17 protein-coding genes and 2 tRNA genes are annotated in these 17,717 nt (G+C 73.6%); 11 read left to right on the plus strand and 8 right to left on the minus strand.

Annotated elements, in window-relative coordinates; genetic code table 11:
• The first annotated feature begins 20 nt into the window (after positions 1–20).
• Complete coding sequence (locus ACQFYA_RS07760; RefSeq protein ID WP_499122745.1) at positions 21–368, plus strand: DUF485 domain-containing protein; 348 nt, start codon at positions 21–23, stop codon at positions 366–368.
• The gene (locus tag ACQFYA_RS07765) at positions 365–1,972 is read left to right on the plus strand and encodes a monocarboxylic acid transporter (RefSeq protein ID WP_499122747.1); all 1,608 of its coding nucleotides are present in this window, start codon (positions 365–367) and stop codon (positions 1,970–1,972) included. The genes ACQFYA_RS07760 and ACQFYA_RS07765 overlap by 4 nt, the downstream gene beginning before the upstream one ends.
• A gap of 104 nt (positions 1,973–2,076) precedes the next feature.
• On the opposite strand, the gene ACQFYA_RS07770 is transcribed toward ACQFYA_RS07765, so the two are convergent.
• From ACQFYA_RS07770 to ACQFYA_RS07780, 3 genes are all read right to left on the minus strand, one after another.
• Positions 2,077–3,120, minus strand: coding sequence for a glycine betaine ABC transporter substrate-binding protein (locus ACQFYA_RS07770; protein ID WP_499122749.1), 1,044 nt, complete (start codon positions 3,118–3,120; stop codon positions 2,077–2,079).
• Between the two features lie 136 nt (positions 3,121–3,256).
• Positions 3,257–3,961 (minus strand): ABC transporter permease, encoded by a 705-nt coding sequence (locus tag ACQFYA_RS07775; protein WP_499122751.1) that lies wholly within the window; start codon positions 3,959–3,961, stop codon positions 3,257–3,259.
• Positions 3,958–4,638: an ABC transporter permease gene (locus tag ACQFYA_RS07780; protein ID WP_499122753.1), complete on the minus strand. Its 681-nt coding sequence runs from the start codon at positions 4,636–4,638 to the stop codon at positions 3,958–3,960. The genes ACQFYA_RS07775 and ACQFYA_RS07780 overlap by 4 nt, the downstream gene beginning before the upstream one ends.
• Positions 4,639–4,734: 96 nt before the next feature.
• Between ACQFYA_RS07780 and ACQFYA_RS07785 the strand changes: the two genes are divergently transcribed.
• The gene (locus ACQFYA_RS07785) at positions 4,735–5,799 is read left to right on the plus strand and encodes an ABC transporter ATP-binding protein (RefSeq protein WP_499122755.1); all 1,065 of its coding nucleotides are present in this window, start codon (positions 4,735–4,737) and stop codon (positions 5,797–5,799) included.
• A 9-nt stretch (positions 5,800–5,808) separates the two neighbouring features.
• Positions 5,809–6,714, plus strand: a complete 906-nt coding sequence (locus tag ACQFYA_RS07790) for an ATP-grasp domain-containing protein (RefSeq protein ID WP_499122758.1) — start codon at positions 5,809–5,811, stop codon at positions 6,712–6,714.
• Between the two features lie 24 nt (positions 6,715–6,738).
• On the opposite strand, the gene ACQFYA_RS07795 is transcribed toward ACQFYA_RS07790, so the two are convergent.
• From ACQFYA_RS07795 to ACQFYA_RS07810, 4 genes are all read right to left on the minus strand, one after another.
• Positions 6,739–8,028 carry an MFS transporter gene (locus ACQFYA_RS07795; RefSeq protein ID WP_499122759.1) on the minus strand — a complete coding sequence of 430 codons (1,290 nt, stop codon included), beginning with the start codon at positions 8,026–8,028 and terminating at the stop codon, positions 6,739–6,741.
• Between the two features lie 165 nt (positions 8,029–8,193).
• Positions 8,194–8,269: transfer RNA gene (locus tag ACQFYA_RS07800), tRNA-His, on the minus strand.
• A 59-nt stretch (positions 8,270–8,328) separates the two neighbouring features.
• A complete protein-coding gene (gene orn / locus ACQFYA_RS07805; RefSeq protein WP_499122760.1) occupies positions 8,329–8,967 on the minus strand; it encodes an oligoribonuclease in 639 nt (212 codons plus the stop codon).
• 217 nt (positions 8,968–9,184) lie between these two features.
• Entirely contained in the window at positions 9,185–9,367 is a 183-nt protein-coding gene (locus ACQFYA_RS07810) for a hypothetical protein (RefSeq protein WP_499122762.1), read from the minus strand.
• 213 nt (positions 9,368–9,580) lie between these two features.
• Here ACQFYA_RS07810 and ACQFYA_RS07815 point away from each other — a divergent pair.
• Positions 9,581–9,653 (plus strand) — tRNA-Arg (locus ACQFYA_RS07815).
• 13 nt (positions 9,654–9,666) lie between these two features.
• Here ACQFYA_RS07815 and ACQFYA_RS07820 read toward each other — a convergent pair.
• Positions 9,667–10,047 carry a winged helix-turn-helix transcriptional regulator gene (locus ACQFYA_RS07820; protein ID WP_499122765.1) on the minus strand — a complete coding sequence of 127 codons (381 nt, stop codon included), beginning with the start codon at positions 10,045–10,047 and terminating at the stop codon, positions 9,667–9,669.
• 138 nt (positions 10,048–10,185) lie between these two features.
• On the opposite strand from ACQFYA_RS07820, the gene ACQFYA_RS07825 reads away from it, so the two are divergent.
• The 6 genes from ACQFYA_RS07825 (at position 10,186) to ettA (ending at position 17,677) form a co-directional block, all read left to right on the plus strand.
• Positions 10,186–11,070, plus strand: a complete 885-nt coding sequence (locus ACQFYA_RS07825; protein ID WP_499122766.1) for an NAD(P)-dependent oxidoreductase — start codon at positions 10,186–10,188, stop codon at positions 11,068–11,070.
• Positions 11,067–11,945: an NAD(P)-dependent oxidoreductase gene (locus ACQFYA_RS07830; protein WP_499122768.1), complete on the plus strand. Its 879-nt coding sequence runs from the start codon at positions 11,067–11,069 to the stop codon at positions 11,943–11,945. The genes ACQFYA_RS07825 and ACQFYA_RS07830 overlap by 4 nt, the downstream gene beginning before the upstream one ends.
• Before the next feature lie 103 nt (positions 11,946–12,048).
• Positions 12,049–13,728 (plus strand): GTPase, encoded by a 1,680-nt coding sequence (locus ACQFYA_RS07835; protein ID WP_499122770.1) that lies wholly within the window; start codon positions 12,049–12,051, stop codon positions 13,726–13,728.
• Positions 13,725–15,314 carry a GTPase gene (locus ACQFYA_RS07840; protein WP_499122771.1) on the plus strand — a complete coding sequence of 530 codons (1,590 nt, stop codon included), beginning with the start codon at positions 13,725–13,727 and terminating at the stop codon, positions 15,312–15,314. The genes ACQFYA_RS07835 and ACQFYA_RS07840 overlap by 4 nt, the downstream gene beginning before the upstream one ends.
• A 49-nt stretch (positions 15,315–15,363) precedes the next feature.
• Positions 15,364–15,867 (plus strand): single-stranded DNA-binding protein, encoded by a 504-nt coding sequence (locus ACQFYA_RS07845; protein ID WP_499122773.1) that lies wholly within the window; start codon positions 15,364–15,366, stop codon positions 15,865–15,867.
• 127 nt (positions 15,868–15,994) lie between these two features.
• The gene (gene ettA / locus ACQFYA_RS07850) at positions 15,995–17,677 is read left to right on the plus strand and encodes an energy-dependent translational throttle protein EttA (RefSeq protein WP_499122775.1); all 1,683 of its coding nucleotides are present in this window, start codon (positions 15,995–15,997) and stop codon (positions 17,675–17,677) included.
• Positions 17,678–17,717 lie beyond the last annotated feature (40 nt).

Here is a 17,717-nt window from a genome sequence, read left to right on the forward strand (position 1 = left end):
CATGAGCCAACGGAGGCATCATGAGTGACCTGTCCACCGCGGAGTCACCACCGGGGGAGACCGAGTACCAGAGGGTGCAGCGGTCGGACGAGTTCCAGGGGCTGCGACGCGCCTTCCGGAACTTCGTCTTCCCCATGACGGCGCTGTTCCTCGTCTGGTACTTCGTCTACGTCCTGCTCGCCAACTACGCCCACGACTTCATGAGCACCCGGCTGGGCGACAGCAACATCACGGTCGGCCTGCTGTTCGGGCTCGGCCAGTTCGTCTCCACGTTCGTCATCACGATGCTCTACGCCCGCTGGGCGAACCGGAAGTTCGACGCGCGGGCCGACGCGCTGCGCCGTGAGATCGAGGAGGGCGAGCTGTGAGCGAGACCGGCACCGACATCGGCAACCCTTGGGTGAACATCGGCATCTTCGCCGCGTTCGTCCTCGTGACCCTCGTCATCGTCTTCCGCGCCTCGCGGCAGAACAAGTCCGCCGCCGACTTCTACGCCGGCGGGCGCAACTTCACCGGGCCGCAGAACGGCACCGCGATCGCGGGCGACTACCTGTCCGCCGCGTCCTTCCTCGGCATCTGCGGTGCCATCGCGCTCAACGGCTACGACGGCTTCCTCTACTCGATCGGGTTCCTCGTCGCCTGGCTCGTGGCGCTGCTCCTCGTGGCGGAGCTGCTGCGCAACACCGGCAAGTTCACGATGGCCGACGTGCTCTCCTTCCGGCTGCGCCAGCGCCCGGTGCGGATGGCGGCCGCCCTCGCGACCCTGCTCGTGGTCTTCTTCTACCTGCTCGCCCAGATGGCGGGGGCGGGCGGCCTCGTCGCGCTGCTCCTCGGCGTCGACAGCAGGGCCGGGCAGAGCCTCGTCATCGCCGTCGTCGGCGCGCTGATGATCCTCTACGTCCTGGTGGGGGGCATGAAGGGCACCACCTGGGTGCAGATCATCAAGGCGGTGCTGCTCATCGTGGGGGCGGCCATCATGACCGTCTGGGTGCTGGCCCAGTTCGGATTCAACCTCTCCGACCTGCTCGGCGGTGCCGTCGAGGCCGCCGGGCCCGGCGGGGAGTCGCTGCTCGAGCCGGGCAAGCAGTACGGCGCGGACGCCACCTCGAAGCTGAGCTTCCTGTCCCTGGCGCTGGCCCTCGTGCTCGGCACGGCGGGCCTGCCGCACGTGCTCATGCGCTTCTATACCGTGCCCACGGCCAAGGAGGCCCGGCGCTCGGTGGTCTGGGCGATCTGGCTGATCGGCATCTTCTACCTGTTCACCCTGGTGCTCGGCTACGGGGCCGGGGCCCTCGTGGGGCCGGAGGCGATCGAGAACGCGCCGGGCGGCGTGAACTCGGCCGCGCCGCTGCTCGCGTTCGCCCTGGGCGGCGAGATCCTGCTCGGCCTGATCTCGGCCGTCGCGTTCGCCACGATCCTCGCGGTCGTGGCCGGCCTGACCATCACCGCGGCGGCGAGCTTCTCGCACGACATCTACGCCAACGTCATCAAGAAGGGCGAGGTCAAGCCCGACTCCGAGGTGCGGATCGCGCGCTGGACCGTGGTCGTGATCGGGATCATCGCCATCGTGGGCGGCATCTTCGCCCAGAACCAGAACGTCGCGTTCCTCGTGGCGCTCGCGTTCGCGGTGGCCGCGTCCGCCAACCTGCCGACGATCCTGTTCTCGCTGTTCTGGAAGCGGTTCAACACGTCGGGCGCGCTGTGGAGCATCTACGGCGGGCTCGTCTCGTGCATCGTGCTCATCGTGCTCTCGCCCACCGTGTCGGGCGACGAGAAGGCGATGTTCCCGGGCGCGGACTTCGCGGTCTTCCCCCTGACGAACCCGGGCCTCGTGTCGATCCCGCTGGGCTTCGTGCTCGGCGTCGTCGGCACGTTCCTGTCCAAGGAGAAGCCGCACCCGGAGAAGTTCGCCGAGATGGAGGTCCGGTCGCTCACCGGTGCCGGCGCCGAGAAGGCGGTCGCCAAGCACTAGTACGCGAGATAGAGAGGCTCCTCGCCGAGATAGAGAGGGCGGGCCGTGGCACACACGGTCCGCCCTCTCTATCTCGGCGAGGAGCCTCTCTATCTCGCGGGAAGTCAGCCCGCCGAGGTCGACAGCGAGCCGTCGGAGCTGAACACCAGGCCGAGGGTGATCTCGCCCTTCTGCAGCGCCGCCTTGGTCAGCGGGCCGCCGGCGTCCAGCGACCGGAACTCGGAGAACGTCAGGCCGTAGGTGTCCTCGAGGCCCGGCTGGCAGAACGGGCGCTCCGTGCACTCCGGCCCGGCGCCGAGCACGAGGCCGCCGCAGGCGGCGGACAGGTCGCTCAGCGTGGTGAGGTCGTGCTCGGCGGCGAACGCCGTCGTGACGGCGAACGCGTTCTGGTCCTGCGCCGGCGACGGGGTGCCGAACGCCAGGCCGGCCTGCTTGCCGAGGTCGGTCAGCGCGCTCACGGTCGAGTCCAGGTCGCCGCTCGCGAGCGGCTCGGCGTCCGCACCGTTGAGGTCCTTGTTGAGGAACTCGGTGAGGGTGCCCGTGTACTCGGGCACCATCTGCACCTGGTCGCCCTTCAGCAGGGCGGGCAGGTACGTCTCGCGGTTGCCGATCGTGGTGACCGAGGCGTCGTAGCCCGCGCTCTGGAGCACGTCCGCGTAGATGTTGCCGAGCGTGGCACTCTCGGCGAAGTCGGCCGCGCCGATCGCGACCGTCACGCCTTCGCCCGCCGAGGTGTCGTCGGAGGCGAGGCCGGCGTCCTCGACGAACTGCGCGGCGACGTCCTCGGACGTCTTGCGGTCGATGTCGACCGCCTTGTTGAGGCTGATCAGGGTGTCCGTGTCGAGCGCCGCGGACACGGTGTCGAGCAGCGGGATCAGGTCGGGCGCCTGGGAGGCGAGGTCGGCGTTGACCGCAGGGATGATGTTGTCGACGGTCTGCAGCTTCTTGTCGTCCTCGAGGACCACGAGCTCGTCGCCGGGGACGGCCTCGCAGGTCGCGGCGGCGTCGCCCGAGGCGGAGGCGGACGACGATCCGCCGCCCCCTCCCGAGCCCGGCTCGCCGCAGGCGGCGAGCAGGCCGGTCGCACCGACGACGGCGGCAAGGGCGGCCGTCGTGCGTCGCAGGGTGGTCGTGCGGTGGGAGGTCATCGTGCGCTCCGTCCGTGGGTGGGGCCGGCGGTGGTCGGGCCGGTACCGGGTGAGAAGAGAAGGGGGGACCGCCCCATTCGACCGCGAGGGTCCCGGCGGGGCAACCGGTTTGTCCGATCTCTCGGGCGGGACCCGCTCACCGCCGGGCGGCGGCGCGCAGCGGTGCGGGGGTCACGAGGCGTTGCACGACGGCGAACACGCCGTCGAGCACGAGGGCCAGGAGCGCGACGAGGACGCCGCCGGCGAGCACCTGCCCGTACCGCTGCGTGCCCATGCCGAGCGCGATGATCTGCCCGAGGCCGCCGCCGCCCGCGAGCGCGGCGAGCGGGACGGTGGCGCTGACCTGCACGACGGCGGTGCGCACGCCCGCGGCCACGAGGGCCGTGGCCAGGGGGAGCTCCACGCGGGTGAGGACCTGGTGGCCGGGCATCCCGAGGCCGATCGCGGCGTCGCGCGCCGAGGGGTCCGCCCCGCGCACGCCCTCGTACGTGTTGACGAGCAGCACCGGGAGGGCGAAGACGGCGGCGGCCACCACCGTGGCGCCGTCGCCGAACAGCCCAGCGGTCGCCAGCAGCAGGATGATGCCGAGGGTGGGGACGGCGCGGCTGGCGTTGGTGAGCCACACGGTCACGCCGCCGCCGCGCCGGCCGTGGCCGAGCCACGCCCCGACCGGCAGGCCGATCACCATGGCGATGAGCACCGCCGAGGCGGTGAGCACCAGGTGCTCCCGGCCCAGCTCGAGGATGCCCCCGGGGCCGGTCCAGCTCAGGGGGTCGTTGAGGTAGGCGACGGCCTGCTCCACGACCCCCGTGGAGTCGGCGCTCGCGGCCGGGGCGCTCATGCGGACCTCCCGCGCAGCCACGGCGTGAGCGCCCGTCCGGCGGCCCACAGCACGAGGTCGAGGACGAGGGCGAGCAGGACGCAGGCGATCGTCGCCGTCATGATCTCCGCGCGGTAGAAGTTGTTGCGGAAGCCCTGGAACATCAGCTGGCCCAGCCCGCCGTAGCCGACCACGACCCCCACCGTGACCAGCGCGACCGTCGTGACGGTGGCCAGCCGGAGCCCGGCCATGATGCTCGGCAGCGCGTTCGGCAGCCGCACCCGCGCCAGCACCTGCAGGGGCCCGTGCCCCACGCCCCGGGCGGCGTCGACCGCGGCCGGGTCGACGCCGTCGAGGCCGGTGATCGTGTTCCGCAGGATGACGAGCAGCGCGTACAGCACGAGGCCGAGGAGCACGGGCTGGCGGCCGATCCCCATGATCGGCGCGAGGATCGCGAAGAGCGCCAGCGACGGGATCGTGTACACGATCGCGGCCGTGCCCAGCAGCGGGGCGGCGAGCCAGCGGACCCGCGACGCGAGCAGTCCGAGCGGGACGGCGACCAGCGCGGCGATGGCGACCGCCTCGATCGTGAGCAGCGCGTGCTCGGTGGTCCGCGCCCACAGGACGTCGGCGTTCGCCGTCACGTACGACCAGGAGAACCACGGGTTGTCCGCAGCGGTGCTGACGGTGCTGAGCATGGGCCCGACGGTAGCGGGCGCCTCCGACGCGCGGGCGGGTGCCGCACCGGCGCGCCGCGGGCCGGCGTGTCGGAGCGGCTGGATAGCCTCGCAGCCATGTCCGCCGCGCCGCCCGTCGCCCCGTCCACCTCGAGGCCCGCCCGGTTGTCCACCGGCATCGAGCTCGACGCCGTCCGCAAGGCCTACCCGGACGGCACCGTCGCGGTCGAGGGCCTGAGCCTCACCGTGGAGCCCGGCGAGGTGCTCGCGCTCGTCGGGCCGTCGGGCTGCGGCAAGTCGACCACCCTGCGGATGATCAACCGCCTCGTCGAGCTCAGCTCGGGTCGCGTGCTGGTCGACGGCGAGGACGTCACGCACGTGGACGCGGTGGCGCTGCGCCGCCGCACGGGCTACGTGATCCAGGACGTCGGCCTGCTGCCGCACCGCACGGTGGCCGCCAACGTCGCCACCGTGCCCCGGCTGCTCGGCTGGGACGCGAAGCGCGTGCGCGACCGGGCGGCCGAGGTGCTCGACCTCGTCGGCCTGCCCGCGGAGCAGTACGGCCGCCGGTACCCGCACCAGCTCTCGGGCGGGGAGCGGCAGCGCGTCGGGGTGGCCCGGGCGCTCGCCACCGACCCGCCGGTGCTGCTCATGGACGAGCCGTTCGGCGCCGTCGACCCCGAGCGCCGGCGGGACCTGCAGAACCAGGTCGCGCGGATCCTGGCGGAGGTGGGGTCGACGGTCGTGCTGGTCACGCACGACGTCGACGAGGCCGTGCGCCTCGGCGACCGCGTGGCCGTGCTCTCGCGCGGGGGGCACCTCGAGCAGGTCGCCTCGCCCCTGACCGTCCTCGCGCACCCCGCGACCGACCGCGTGCGCGACTTCGTCGGCGCCGGCGCGCACCAGCGCATGCTGGCGCTCGCCGAGGTGCGGCGCGACGACCTGGAGGACGCGGACCTCGTCGTGCAGCCCGCGCCGGCCCCGGTGCCGCTCGGCGCCACCCTGGCCGAGGCCTTCGAGGCCGTCGCCGCGCTGCCGACGTCGTCCCAGGGGCGGGTGCCCGTGACCGACGACGCGGGGAGCGTCGTCGGGTCGCTCACCGCGGCCGGGATCCTGGGCGGGCTGCGGCGTGCCGCCGACGCCGCGGCCCCTGCGGAGGGCACGGCGGGCGACGGCCACTAGGCTCGGCGCGTGACTTCCACCCGCATCGGCCTCGCCACCTGCTCCGCCCTGCCCCGCCTGGACAGCGACGACCGTCCGCTGCTCGCCGCGCTCACCGAGCGGGGCGTGGTGGCCGAGGCCGTCGTGTGGGACGACCCGGACGTGGACTGGTCGGTCTACGACCTCGTCGTCGTCCGCTCCACCTGGGACTACTCGCCGCGCCGCGACGACTTCCTCGCGTGGGCGCAGGGGGTGCCGCGCCTGGAGAACAAGGCCGACGTGCTGCGCTGGAACACCGACAAGGGCTACCTGCGCATCCTCGAGGAGGCGGGCGTGCCCGTCATCCCGACGATCTGGCTCGACCCCGACCTGCACCTGTCGAAGCGCGCCGTGCACACGCGCATGCCGGCGTTCGGCGACTTCGTGGTCAAGCCCGTGGTCAGCGCGGGCGCGCAGGACACGGGCCGCTACCAGCCGGTGTCCGCGCAGTCCCGGGCGCTCGCGATCAAGCACGCGGTGGACCTGCTCGACGGCGGCCGCGCGGTGATGATCCAGCCGTACGTGACGTCGGTGGACACGACGGGGGAGATGGGCCTCGTCTTCGTGGACGGCGAGCTGCGGCACGCGGTGCGCAAGCACGCGCTGCTCACCGGGCCGGCGGAGGCCAGCGACGAGCTCTTCGCCGCGGAGCGGATGGAGCCCGCGACGGCCACCCCCGAGCAGGTGGACGTGGCCAAGAAGGCGCTCGCGATCGCCCGCGAGCAGGTCGGGGGAGAGCGGCCGTTCCTCTACGCCCGCGTCGACCTGGTGACCCGCGACGACGGCACCCCGATGGTGATCGAGCTCGAGCTCACCGAGCCGTCGCTGTGGATGCAGCACTCCGGGACGGCGGCCACGCTGGACGCGTTCGCGGACGCGATCGTCGCGCGGGCCTGACCCGGTCCAGAGCCGACGGGGGCGTCATCCCGCGTCCTCCAGCGGCCTGTCGCGCTCCGCGCGGCCGAGGCGCAGCAGGTCCGGGACGGCCAGCATGAGGACGCCGAGGACGACGACGAGCGCCAGGCTCGCGCCGAGCGCCGTGCGGGGGACCCCGACGTGCTCGGCGACGGCGCCGATCGCCAGGGTGGCGGCGGGCATGACGCCGATGGCGAGCTCCTGCAGCCCCAGCGCGCGCCCGTGCACCGCGGGCTCGGTGGTCAGGAGCAGCAGCGTGGTCTGGAGCACGCCGAAGGCGGCGCCGGACAGCCCGATGACCCCCATCAGCACGAAGGCCGCGGCGGGCGTCGTGACGAGGGAGAACGCGGCCCAGGCCAGCCCCCACACCGTGGTGCCGAGGACGAACAGGGCGCCCTTGAGGCGGAAGTCGCCGAGCATGGCGATGACGAGCGACCCGACCAGGCCGCCGATGCCGGCGCAGGTGAGCAGCGCGCCGAGGCCGGCGGCGTCGAGCCCGAACGACTCGGCGGCGAAGACGGGCATGAACGACTGGTAGACGGGCCAGAGGAAGACGTTCGCGGCGAGGGTGACGAGCAGGACCGCGACGGCGAGCCGGTTGCCGGCCACGGCGCGGAACCCGCCCGCGACCATGGCGAGCACGGACGTCGTCGGGTGGTCGGCGGCAACCGCGCGCGTGCGTACGCGGCGCAGCGGCAGCAGCAGGACGAGCGAGAGCGCGTACCAGGCGGTCGAGACCCAGAGCGCTGCCGGAGCGCCGATCGCCGCGATCATCGCGCCGCCCAGGGCGGGCCCGATCACCTGGGTCGAGTGGAGCGCCATCGAGCTGAGCGCGTTCGCGTTGGAGAGGTTCTCCCGGCCCACGAGGTCGAGCACGAGGGACATCCGGGCCGGCTGGGAGGGCGACTGGGCGATGCCGATGGCGAAGCCCGCCACGACGAGCGCCCAGTACGGCAGCAGGCCGGCGGTGGCGAGTGCCGCGACGACGGCGACGGCGCCGGCCGCCCACGAGCAGGCCACGACCAGCAGGCGGACCCGGTCGTACCGGTCGGCGAGGGCCCCCGCGACGGGGCCGAGGAGCAGGGGAGCCAGGCGAGCCGCGGTGAACACCGCCACGAGGAGCTCGGAGTGCGTCAGCTCGAACGCGAGCCAGCCGAGCACCAGGGTCTGCGTCCAGACGCCGCCGAAGAAGAACAGGTTCGACGTCCACAGGAGCTGGAAGGGGCGGTTGCCCCGCAGGCAGGAGAACGCCGCGGCGAGGCCGGTCGGTCGGGCGAGGGCGGCCTGCGGTGCCACGGCGGGAACGTCTCCTTCGGTCACGGGCCGCGTCCGCGGCCGGTGGCGATGGTATACCGAATAGGGGAGACGCGGCCGTCCTGGCGGCCGTGGCAGGCGGGCGCCGACCCGACAGAGCGCGAGGCCCCCGCGGCGTCCGGACGGACGTTGCGGGGGCCTCGCGGGTGGGGTGGCTAACCGGGCTTGAACCGGCGACCTCCTGGACCACAACCAGGCGCTCTACCGACTGAGCTATAGCCACCATGGTCCGCGTACCGAAGCACCGGACCGTCGAAAAGTGTACATGCTCCGAGAGGCGGTTCAGGCCTCGGTCCGGCGCCGGGTGACCGACGTCTCCTTGACGCGCTCGGCGACGGCGCGCGCGGTCTTCGAGTCCGGGCCCGGCTGCGGGACGAGGAGGGCCTCGCGGTAGTAGCGCAGCTCGTCGATGCTCTCCAGGATGTCGGCGAGCGCCCGGTGGCCGCCCTCCTTCTTGGGGGAGGCGAAGTACACGCGCGGGTACCAGCGCCGGGCGAGCTCCTTGATCGAGGACACGTCCACGATCCGGTAGTGCAGATGGCCCACCAGCTCGGGCATGTCCCGGTCGAGGAACATCTTGTCGGTGCCCACGGAGTTGCCGGCGAGCGGAGCCTTGCCCGGGTCGGGCACCCACTCGCGGACGTAGTCGAGCACCGCCTGCTCGGCCTCCTCGAGCGTCATGCCCGCGGGCATCTCCTCGATGAGGCCGGACGACGTGTGCATGTCGCGGACGAAGTCGTTCATCTGCTCGAGCGCGGCGGCGGGCGGGGCGATGACGACGTCCACCCCCTCGCCGAGCACGTTGAGCTCGGAGTCGGTGACCACGGCGGCGACCTCGACGAGCGCGTCGGCGCGCAGGTTCAGGCCGGTCATCTCGCAGTCGATCCACACGATGCGTTCGTTCGGGTTCGCGGGGCTCACGGGGTCAGCCTACGGTCCGCGTGCCCGGGAGCCTGCTCGGGGTCGTGCCGGGGTTCCTGCCCGAGCACCTGTCCGAGCACCTGCCCGAGCACCTGCCCGCGGACGTGACGAGGGCCCCGGCGCTCCGGACGGTTCGGTGCGAACGGTCCGGGCCCCGGGGCCCTCGTGGTGGCGTCGTCGGCGGGTCGATACCCGGCCGGCGCCCGCTCGGCGGGTGTCATGCGGTCAGCCAGTCGAACAGCCACCGGGCGATGCTGGTGCGCTGTCGTCGGGCGTGCGGCTGCCGGCGCAGCGTGCGCTGCTGCTCCTGCAGTCGGTGGATGGTGCGTCGGCGCTCGGCGTCCTCGAGACGCTCGCGCTGGATGGCCTGCACGAGAAGCAGGTTCTCCGGGGGAAACATGGTGATGGTGTCCTTCGTGACGTGGGGTCGTCGGTCCGGGCCAGGGACCACCCGTGCGACCGGCGTCTGGCCGGCCGCGCGTCACCGCGGTGCATGGACGAGTCTGCCGGGCGGCGTTCGTCCGGCGCACGGCTTTTTCCCAGGTGGGACCGCCGGGACTGCCGTCCCGCGCCGATCCTTCCGCGGCGAGCCGGCCCGATACGATGGCCCCGCGCCTCCGTAGCTCAATGGATAGAGCAACGGCCTTCTAATCCGTCGGTTGCAGGTTCGAGTCCTGTCGGGGGCACCGACTGCCCTCGTCAAGGGCGGGGCATCGCGGCCGCGTCGGCGTGGTCGACCAGCTCGCGGCCCTCGCGCCGGATCCGCTCGCTGCCCCAGAGGCCGAGCGGGGCGAGCGCGTCGTTGAGCGCGTGGCCGTGCTCGGTCAGGGTGTACTCGACGCGCGGGGGGACCTCGGCGTAGACGGTCCGGACCACGAGCTCGTCGGCCTCCATCTCGCGCAGGTGCTGCGTGAGCATCTTCTCGCTCACGCCCGGCAGGCCGCGGCGCAGCTCCGCGAAGCGGCGCACGCCGTGCTCGTCGAGCTCCCAGAGGATCAGGCCCTTCCACTTGCCGCTCACGACGTCGAGCGCGGCGTCGATGCCGCAGACGTAGGGGCCGCGCCGGGTGCTCGTCGCCATCGTGCTCCTCGCCTCCGGGTACTTACCTGAAGGTGAGTACCCCAGTAAATGGTGCGTACTTCACGGCGTCGCCGTACCCCCTCAGCATGGAGGTGTCCCGTTCGACGGACAAGCCCCGACGCGCAGAAGGAGACACGCATGACGCAGCATCCCGCACCGGTCACCGTGATCGGACTCGGGCCGATGGGCCAGGCGATGGTCCGCAGCCTGCTCGACGGCGGCCATCCCGTGACCGTCTGGAACCGGACCCCGTCCCGGGCCGACGGCGTGGTGGCGGACGGTGCGCTCCTCGCGCCGACGCCCCGGGAAGCGCTGGAGGCGGCCGAGCTGGTCGTGCTCAGCCTCACCGACTACGCGGCGATGGACGCGATCCTCGACGGCGCGACCGACGTGCTCGCCGGGCGCACCCTCGTCAACCTCAGCTCGGACACGCCGGAGCGCACGCGTGAGGCGTCCGCGTGGGCCGCGGAGCACGGGGCTCGCTTCCTCGCCGGCGGTGTGATGAGCCCCGCGCCGACGGTCGGCACGGACGATGCCTACGTCTACTACTCCGGGCCGCAGGAGATCCTCGACCGGCACCGCAGCACGCTGAGGCTGATCGGCGCACCGCGGTACGTGGGCGCGGACCCCGGGACGGCCCAGCTGATGTACCAGGCGCAGCTCGACGTGTTCCTCACCTCCCTGTCGGCGCTCATGCACGCCACCGCGCTGGTGGGCAGTGCCGGTGTCCCGGCGCGCGACTTCCTGCCCGAGGCGCTGGCCACCCTGACGGGCATCCCGGCGATGCTCGAGGCAGGGGAGAGCTCGGGCGAGCAGATCGACGCGGGGCGGCACCCGGGCGACCTGTCGGCCGTCACCATGATGGGCGCGACGGCCGACCACGTCGTGGCCGCGAGCGAGGCGGCAGGCATCGACACGGTCCTGCCCCGGGCCGTGCAGGCGCACTATCGCCGGGCGATCGACGACGGGCACGGCGGCGACACCTGGACGCGCATCATCGACGGCATCCGGGACCCGCGATGAGCGGCGGGTCGCGGCCGGAGCCGCAGGCCGTCGCCCTGCTCGGGCTGGGCGATATGGGCCGCGTGCTGGCCTCCACGCTGCTGGACGGCGGCCACGCCGTCACCGTCTGGAACCGCTCGCCCGGTCGGGACACCGGGCTGGTCGAGCGCGGCGCCCGCCGGGCGGCCGACTCCGGGGACGCCGTCCGCGCGGCGCCGACCGTCGTCGTCTGCCTCGACGACCACGCGTCGGTGCACGAGACGCTCGACCCGCTCGCCGAGCAGCTGCGCGGCCGCGTCGTGGTCAACCTGACCACGACCACGCCGAACCAGGCCCGCGAGCTCGCCTCGTGGGCGTCCGACCACGGGCTGCGGTACATCGACGGCGCGATCATGGCCGCCCCGCCGATGATCGGGGCGCCGGGCGCCGCGATCCTGTACAGCGGCGACGAGGGCGTGTTCCGCGAGACCCGCGGCGTGCTGGACGTGTGGGCGACGGGCACGTTCGAGGGCACCGACCCCGGCCGCGCGTCGCTGCTGGACCTCGCCATGCTCTCCGGCATGTACACGATGTTCGCGGGGTTCCTGCACGGGGCCGCGATGGTGGGCGTCGACGGGGTGGACGCGGCCTCGTTCGCCCGCCGGGCGGCGCCCTTCCTCGCCGCGATGACCGAGTTCTTCGCGCTCGACGCCGAGGTGATCGACGGCGGCGACTACTCCGGGCCCGTGCAGAGCCTCGACTGGTCCGACCTGGGCCACCTGGTGCGGGCCAGCGAGGAGCAGGGCGTGGACCCCGCGCCGATCGCGATGGTGGTGGAGCTGCGTCGCCGTCAGGTCGACGCGGGGCACGGCGCGGAGGACTTCGCGCGCATCTACGAGAGCCTCCGCCGCCGCTGATACCCCGAGCCGGCCGGTGGGCCGATCGCGTGCCGCGCGGGGATCGACCTCCCGCGCGGCGCGCGCGTTTGGCACGGAACGCCCCAGCGGGAAGGATGTGCCCGTGACACCTTCCCTGGAAACCCGCGCCTCGCGCCGCGCCGCGAGCAGGAAAGACGCGGGGGCGAGCGAGGAGATCGGCGTCACCGTCCACGACGTGGCCCGCGACCTGCGTCGCGACGTCGCCGCCGTGGAGCTCCCGCTGCCGATCGACGGGGCGGAGGAGGCCGCGGCCTCGAGGGACCGGCTCCTCGCCCAGCTCGACGAGCACCTCCTGCCGCGGCTCAAGGAGCTGTCGTCGCCCGCCGTCGTCGTGGTCGCCGGGTCGACCGGTGCGGGCAAGTCCACCCTGTACAACTCGCTGCTCGGCGAGGCCGTGTCCGAGGCCGGGGTGCTGCGCCCCACGACGCGCGAGCCCGTGCTCGCCCACCACCCCGCGGACGCCGACGTCATGTCGCCCGGCCCGGTGACCGACCTGTCGCGCGTCGTGCAGCACGAGGGCGTGCCGCGCGGCACGGCGCTGCTCGACGCCCCCGACCTCGACTCGTTCGTGCAGAAGAACCGGTCGACGGCGCAGCAGCTGCTCGAGGCCGCCGACCTGTGGCTGTTCGTCACGACGGCCTCCCGGTACGGCGACGCCCTGCCGTGGCAGGCGCTCTCCCGGGCGACGGAGCGCGGGGCGTCGGTGGCGATGGTCCTCAACCGGGTGCCGAAGGAGACGCTGACCACCGTGCGCGGCGACCTGCTGCAGCGGTTGCGCGAGCACGGGATGACCGACGTGCCGCTGTTCGTGGTCCCCGACGTCGGTCCGCACGAGGGCCTGCTCGACCCGTCCGTCGTGCAGCCGGTGCGGCGCTGGCTCTCGATGCTGGCCGGGCCGGACCGGTCCCGTGCGGTCGTCGTGCGGACCCTCAAGGGCGCCCTGGGAGCGCTGCCCGGCTGGGTCACGTCCCTGGCCGACGCCCTCGACGCCCAGCAGGACGCGACCCACACGCTGCGCCGCCGGGTCGAGGAGGAGGTCCCCGCGGCGGAGCGGCTGGCGCGCGAGGCGGTCGCCGCCGGGGTCGTCGCCGGGGCGTCCGTCGAGGCGAGGTGGCGCGAGCTGTCCGGCACCGCGGGGGTCGACCGGGTGAAGGTCCGCGGCGACCGGGCGCGCAGCACCCGGCGCGCCGGCCGCGCGCGCGAGGTCGCGCTCGACGGGCTGCGGGCCGACGTCGTCGACGCCGCGGCACGCACTCTCGCCGCGTCGGGGGCCCGGGTGGAGGAGCGGCTGCGCGCCGTGCTCGCCGGTCCGGGCGCGCCCGCCGGGGGCGAGGCCGTGGCGCCCGACGGAGCGGCGCGCACGGCGGCCCGCGAGGCGGACGTGCCCGGGCGCGTGACGGCGTGGGCCGAGGGGGCCGACACGCTCGTCACCGACCTCGCTGCCTCCTCCTCCGGCGGGTCGGCCTCGACGACGGCGCGCGTCGAGTCCGCGGTCAAGGCCTTCGGGCCGCGCGGGCTCGCCACCTTGCTGCTGGCGTCGGCGGCGGGCAGCGACGAGGCCGCCCGGCTGCTCGCCCGCGTCCTCGGCGACGCGGCGGACGCGCTGGTCGGCACGCTGCGCGACGACCTCGGCGACCGCGCGGCCGCCGTCGTCGACGCCGAGGTGCAGGCCGTGCTGGACGACCTCGGTCCGTCCGAACCCGCCGACGACGCGGCCGCGGGGCTGCGCGTGCGACTCGCCGAGCTCAGGAGGCTGACATGACCGAGAGCCCGACCCACGACGCGACGCTGCGCGCCCGCACCGAGGACCTCGCCGAGGCGCTCGAGATCGCCGGCCCGCGCCTCGACGACGCGACGTCCCGGCGCGTGACGGCCGCCGTCGACGGGGTGCGCCAGCGGCTCTCGCTGGGCGTCGACCACACCGTGGTGGCCTTCGCCGGTGGCACGGGCTCGGGCAAGTCGAGCCTGTTCAACAAGGTGTCGCGGCTGAGCTTCGCGGACGTCGGGGTGAAGCGCCCCACGACGGCGCGCGTCACGGCCTGCTCCTGGTCGGACGACGCGGAGGCACTGCTCGACTGGGTGGGCGTCGACCGCGAGCGCCGCATCACCCAGGGCGGCGAGCTCGACGGCGTGGACGAGGAGAAGCTGGCCGGGCTGGTGCTCCTCGACCTGCCCGACCACGACTCCGTCGAGCCCGCGCACCGCGAGGTCGTGGACCGCGTGCTGCCGCTCGTGGACCTGCTCGTGTGGGTGGTGGACCCGCAGAAGTACGCGGACGACGCGCTGCACTCCGGCTACCTGCGCGACTCCGTGGGCTCCGAGTCGTCGATGGTGGTGCTGCTCAACCAGGTCGATACCGTGCCGGACTCGCAGCGGGAGAACCTGCTCCAGGACCTGGCCCGCCTGCTCGAGGACGACGGGCTGACCGGCGTGTACGTGCAGGGCGTCTCCGCCCGGACCGGCGAGGGGATCGACCGGGTGCGCGTGCTCCTCGAGGAGGCCTGCGCGCGCCGGTCGGTCGCGGCCGGGCGCGCGGCGGCCGAGCTCGACGTGGCGGCCCGCCTGCTCCTGGCGCAGACGCCCGCGGAGGTGCCGTGGCAGATGGGTCCGGCCGTCGAGCGCGAGCTCGACGCGCTCGTCGCCGCGACCGGGCTGGCCGCGGTCGCGACGCAGGTGGGCAACGCGGTGCGCAACGGCTACGGGCGCCCGGAGGTGCCGCCGCCGGACCGGGACGCCGTCGCGCTCTCGCGCGCCCGGTGGCTCACCCGTGCCGGTGCGTCGCTCCGGCCGGGCTGGCAGCGGTCGCTCGCGTCGTCCGTCGCGGGGGCGGACCAGCTGCGCACGTCCGTGGCCGGTGCGCTGCGCGGCGTCGCGCTCGACACCCGCGGCCCGACGTCGGGGCGGGTGCTGCGCCGCACGGCGTGGGTGCTGGGCGCGGTCGCCGTCGTCGCGGCGGTCGTGGGGGTGCTCGCGCTCACGGGCGTGCTGGGCCTCGGGACCCCGTGGCCGGCCGTGCTGCTCGGCCTGGCGGGCGTCGCGGCCGTGGCCGCGCTGGCGGTGGCCCTCGCGGGCACCGCGGCGCGGCGAGGGCTGGCGCGCAAGCGGGAGCACGCCGTCGCGGCCGCCGGCCGCGCCGCCCTCGAGCGGGTGCTCGCGGAGGGGCTGGGGGAGCCGACGCAGAAGCTGCTGGTGGAGCACCGCCGCGTGCGCGAGCTCGCGCAGGCAGCGACCGAGGTGCCGACGTCGCAGCCGCTCACCGGGTCCCTGAGGCTGCCCACAGGCCACGAGCTGGCGCCGTCCTCCACAGATGCGCCGAAGGCGGGGGCCCACCGGGCGTCGCGCGACTGATCCTGGGGGCACCGCCGGCGCCCGTCGGCGGCGAGCCCAGGAGGAGCGCATGAACGAGGTCAGCATCACGGTCAACGGGTTCGTCGGGACGAAGCCCACGCTGAACCGGTCGCCGAGCGGCGTCGAGTGGACCACCTTCCGGGTGGCGAGCACGCGGCGCGTGCGCGACCAGCGCAGCGGGGAGTGGTCCGACGGCCAGACCCTCTGGTTCACCGTGAAGTCCTTCCGCACCGGAGCGCGGAACGTGGCCGAGTCCCTCGGGCAGGGGGACCCGGTGGTGGTGGTCGGCCGCTTGTCCACCGAGGAGTGGGTGGACAAGGAGGGCAAGGACCGCTGGCAGCTCGTGATCGACGCGAACGCCGTCGGCCCCGACGTCACGCGCGGGCTGGCGCGGTTCACGCGCGTGGTGGACCGGTCCGACGCGGACCCGGCTCCCGGCCAGGGCCCGGAGGGCAGCGACCCGTGGGCCACGGCCGCGGACGGCCGGGCGCCGGACGACGACGCCGCGGCGGAGCCGGCGGACGCGGACGAGCCCGTCCCGGTCGGCGTGTGAGCGCCGGGGTCGCGTAGGCTGGTGGACCGGCCGCCATGCCGGTCCTCCAGCGTGTCCGCTGGAGTCTCGAATCCTTCGAACCGAGTCTTCGGACTCTCCGCGCGATCGAACGGTGGAAGCAGAGCCAGTGGCTGAGTTCATCTACTCCATGTACAAGGCGCGCAAGGCGCACGGCGACAAGGTCATCCTCGACGACGTGTCGCTGAACTTCTATCCCGGCGCCAAGATCGGCGTCGTCGGCCCCAACGGCGCCGGGAAGTCCACGATCCTCAAGATCATGGCCGGCCTCGACCAGCCGTCGAACGGTGACGCGCGCCTCTCCCCGGGCTACACGGTCGGCATCCTGCTGCAGGAGCCGCCGCTCAACGAGGAGAAGACGGTGCTCGGCAACGTCGAGGAGGCGGTCGGCCCCATCAAGGCGAAGATCGACCGCTTCAACGAGATCTCCGCCCTGATGGCGGAGCCGGACGCCGACTTCGACACGCTGCTCGCCGAGATGGGCACGCTGCAGGAGGAGATCGACGCCGCCGACGCCTGGGACCTCGACTCCCAGCTCGAGCAGGCGATGGACGCGCTGCGCTGCCCGCCGCCGGACGCCGACGTCACGGTGCTCTCGGGCGGTGAGCGCCGTCGCGTCGCGCTGTGCAAGCTGCTCCTCGAGAAGCCCGACCTGCTGCTCCTCGACGAGCCCACCAACCACCTCGACGCCGAGTCCGTGCTGTGGCTCGAGCAGCACCTGGCCTCCTACCCGGGCGCCGTCCTGGCGGTCACCCACGACCGGTACTTCCTCGACCACGTGGCCGAGTGGATCTGCGAGGTCGACCGCGGCCGCCTGTACCCCTACGAGGGCAACTACTCCACCTACCTGGAGAAGAAGCAGGCCCGCCTCGAGGTGCAGGGCAAGAAGGACGCGAAGCTCGCCAAGCGCCTCAAGGACGAGCTGGACTGGGTGCGCTCCAACGCCAAGGGCCGCCAGACCAAGTCCAAGGCCCGCCTGGCCCGCTACGAGGAGATGGCGGCCGAGGCGGAGCGGACGCGCAAGCTCGACTTCGAGGAGATCCAGATCCCGGCCGGCCCGCGCCTGGGCAGCGTGGTCCTGGAGGCGGCGAACCTGCAGAAGGGCTTCGACGGGCGCCAGCTCATCGACGGCCTGAGCTTCACGCTGCCCCGCAACGGCATCGTCGGCGTCATCGGCCCGAACGGCGTCGGCAAGACCACGCTGTTCAAGACGATCGTGGGCCTGGAGCCGCTCGACGGCGGCGACCTCAAGGTCGGCGACACCGTCAAGATCTCCTACGTCGACCAGTCGCGCGGCGGCATCGACCCGAAGAAGACGCTGTGGGAGGTCGTGTCCGACGGGCTCGACTTCATCAAGGTCGGCAACGTGGAGATCCCGTCGCGTGCCTACGTCGCGTCGTTCGGCTTCAAGGGCCCGGACCAGCAGAAGCCCGCGGGCGTGCTGTCCGGCGGCGAGCGCAACCGCCTGAACCTGGCGCTCACGCTCAAGCAGGGCGGCAACCTGCTGCTGCTCGACGAGCCGACCAACGACCTGGACGTCGAGACGCTCGGCTCGCTGGAGAACGCGCTGCTCGAGTTCCCCGGCTGCGCCGTCGTGGTCTCCCACGACCGGTGGTTCCTCGACCGCGTCGCGACGCACATCCTCGCCTACGAGGGCACGGAGGACGACCCGGCCAACTGGTACTGGTTCGAGGGCAACTTCGCCTCCTACGAGGAGAACAAGGTCGAGCGCCTGGGTGCGGACGCGGCGCGCCCGCACCGCGTCACCTACCGCAAGCTCACGCGCGACTGACCCGCGTACCACGACGCCCCCGACACCCTCGAGGTGCCGG

This window comes from Promicromonospora sp. Marseille-Q5078 (assembly GCF_050315395.1).
Classification (GTDB): Bacteria; Actinomycetota; Actinomycetes; order Actinomycetales; family Cellulomonadaceae; genus Isoptericola.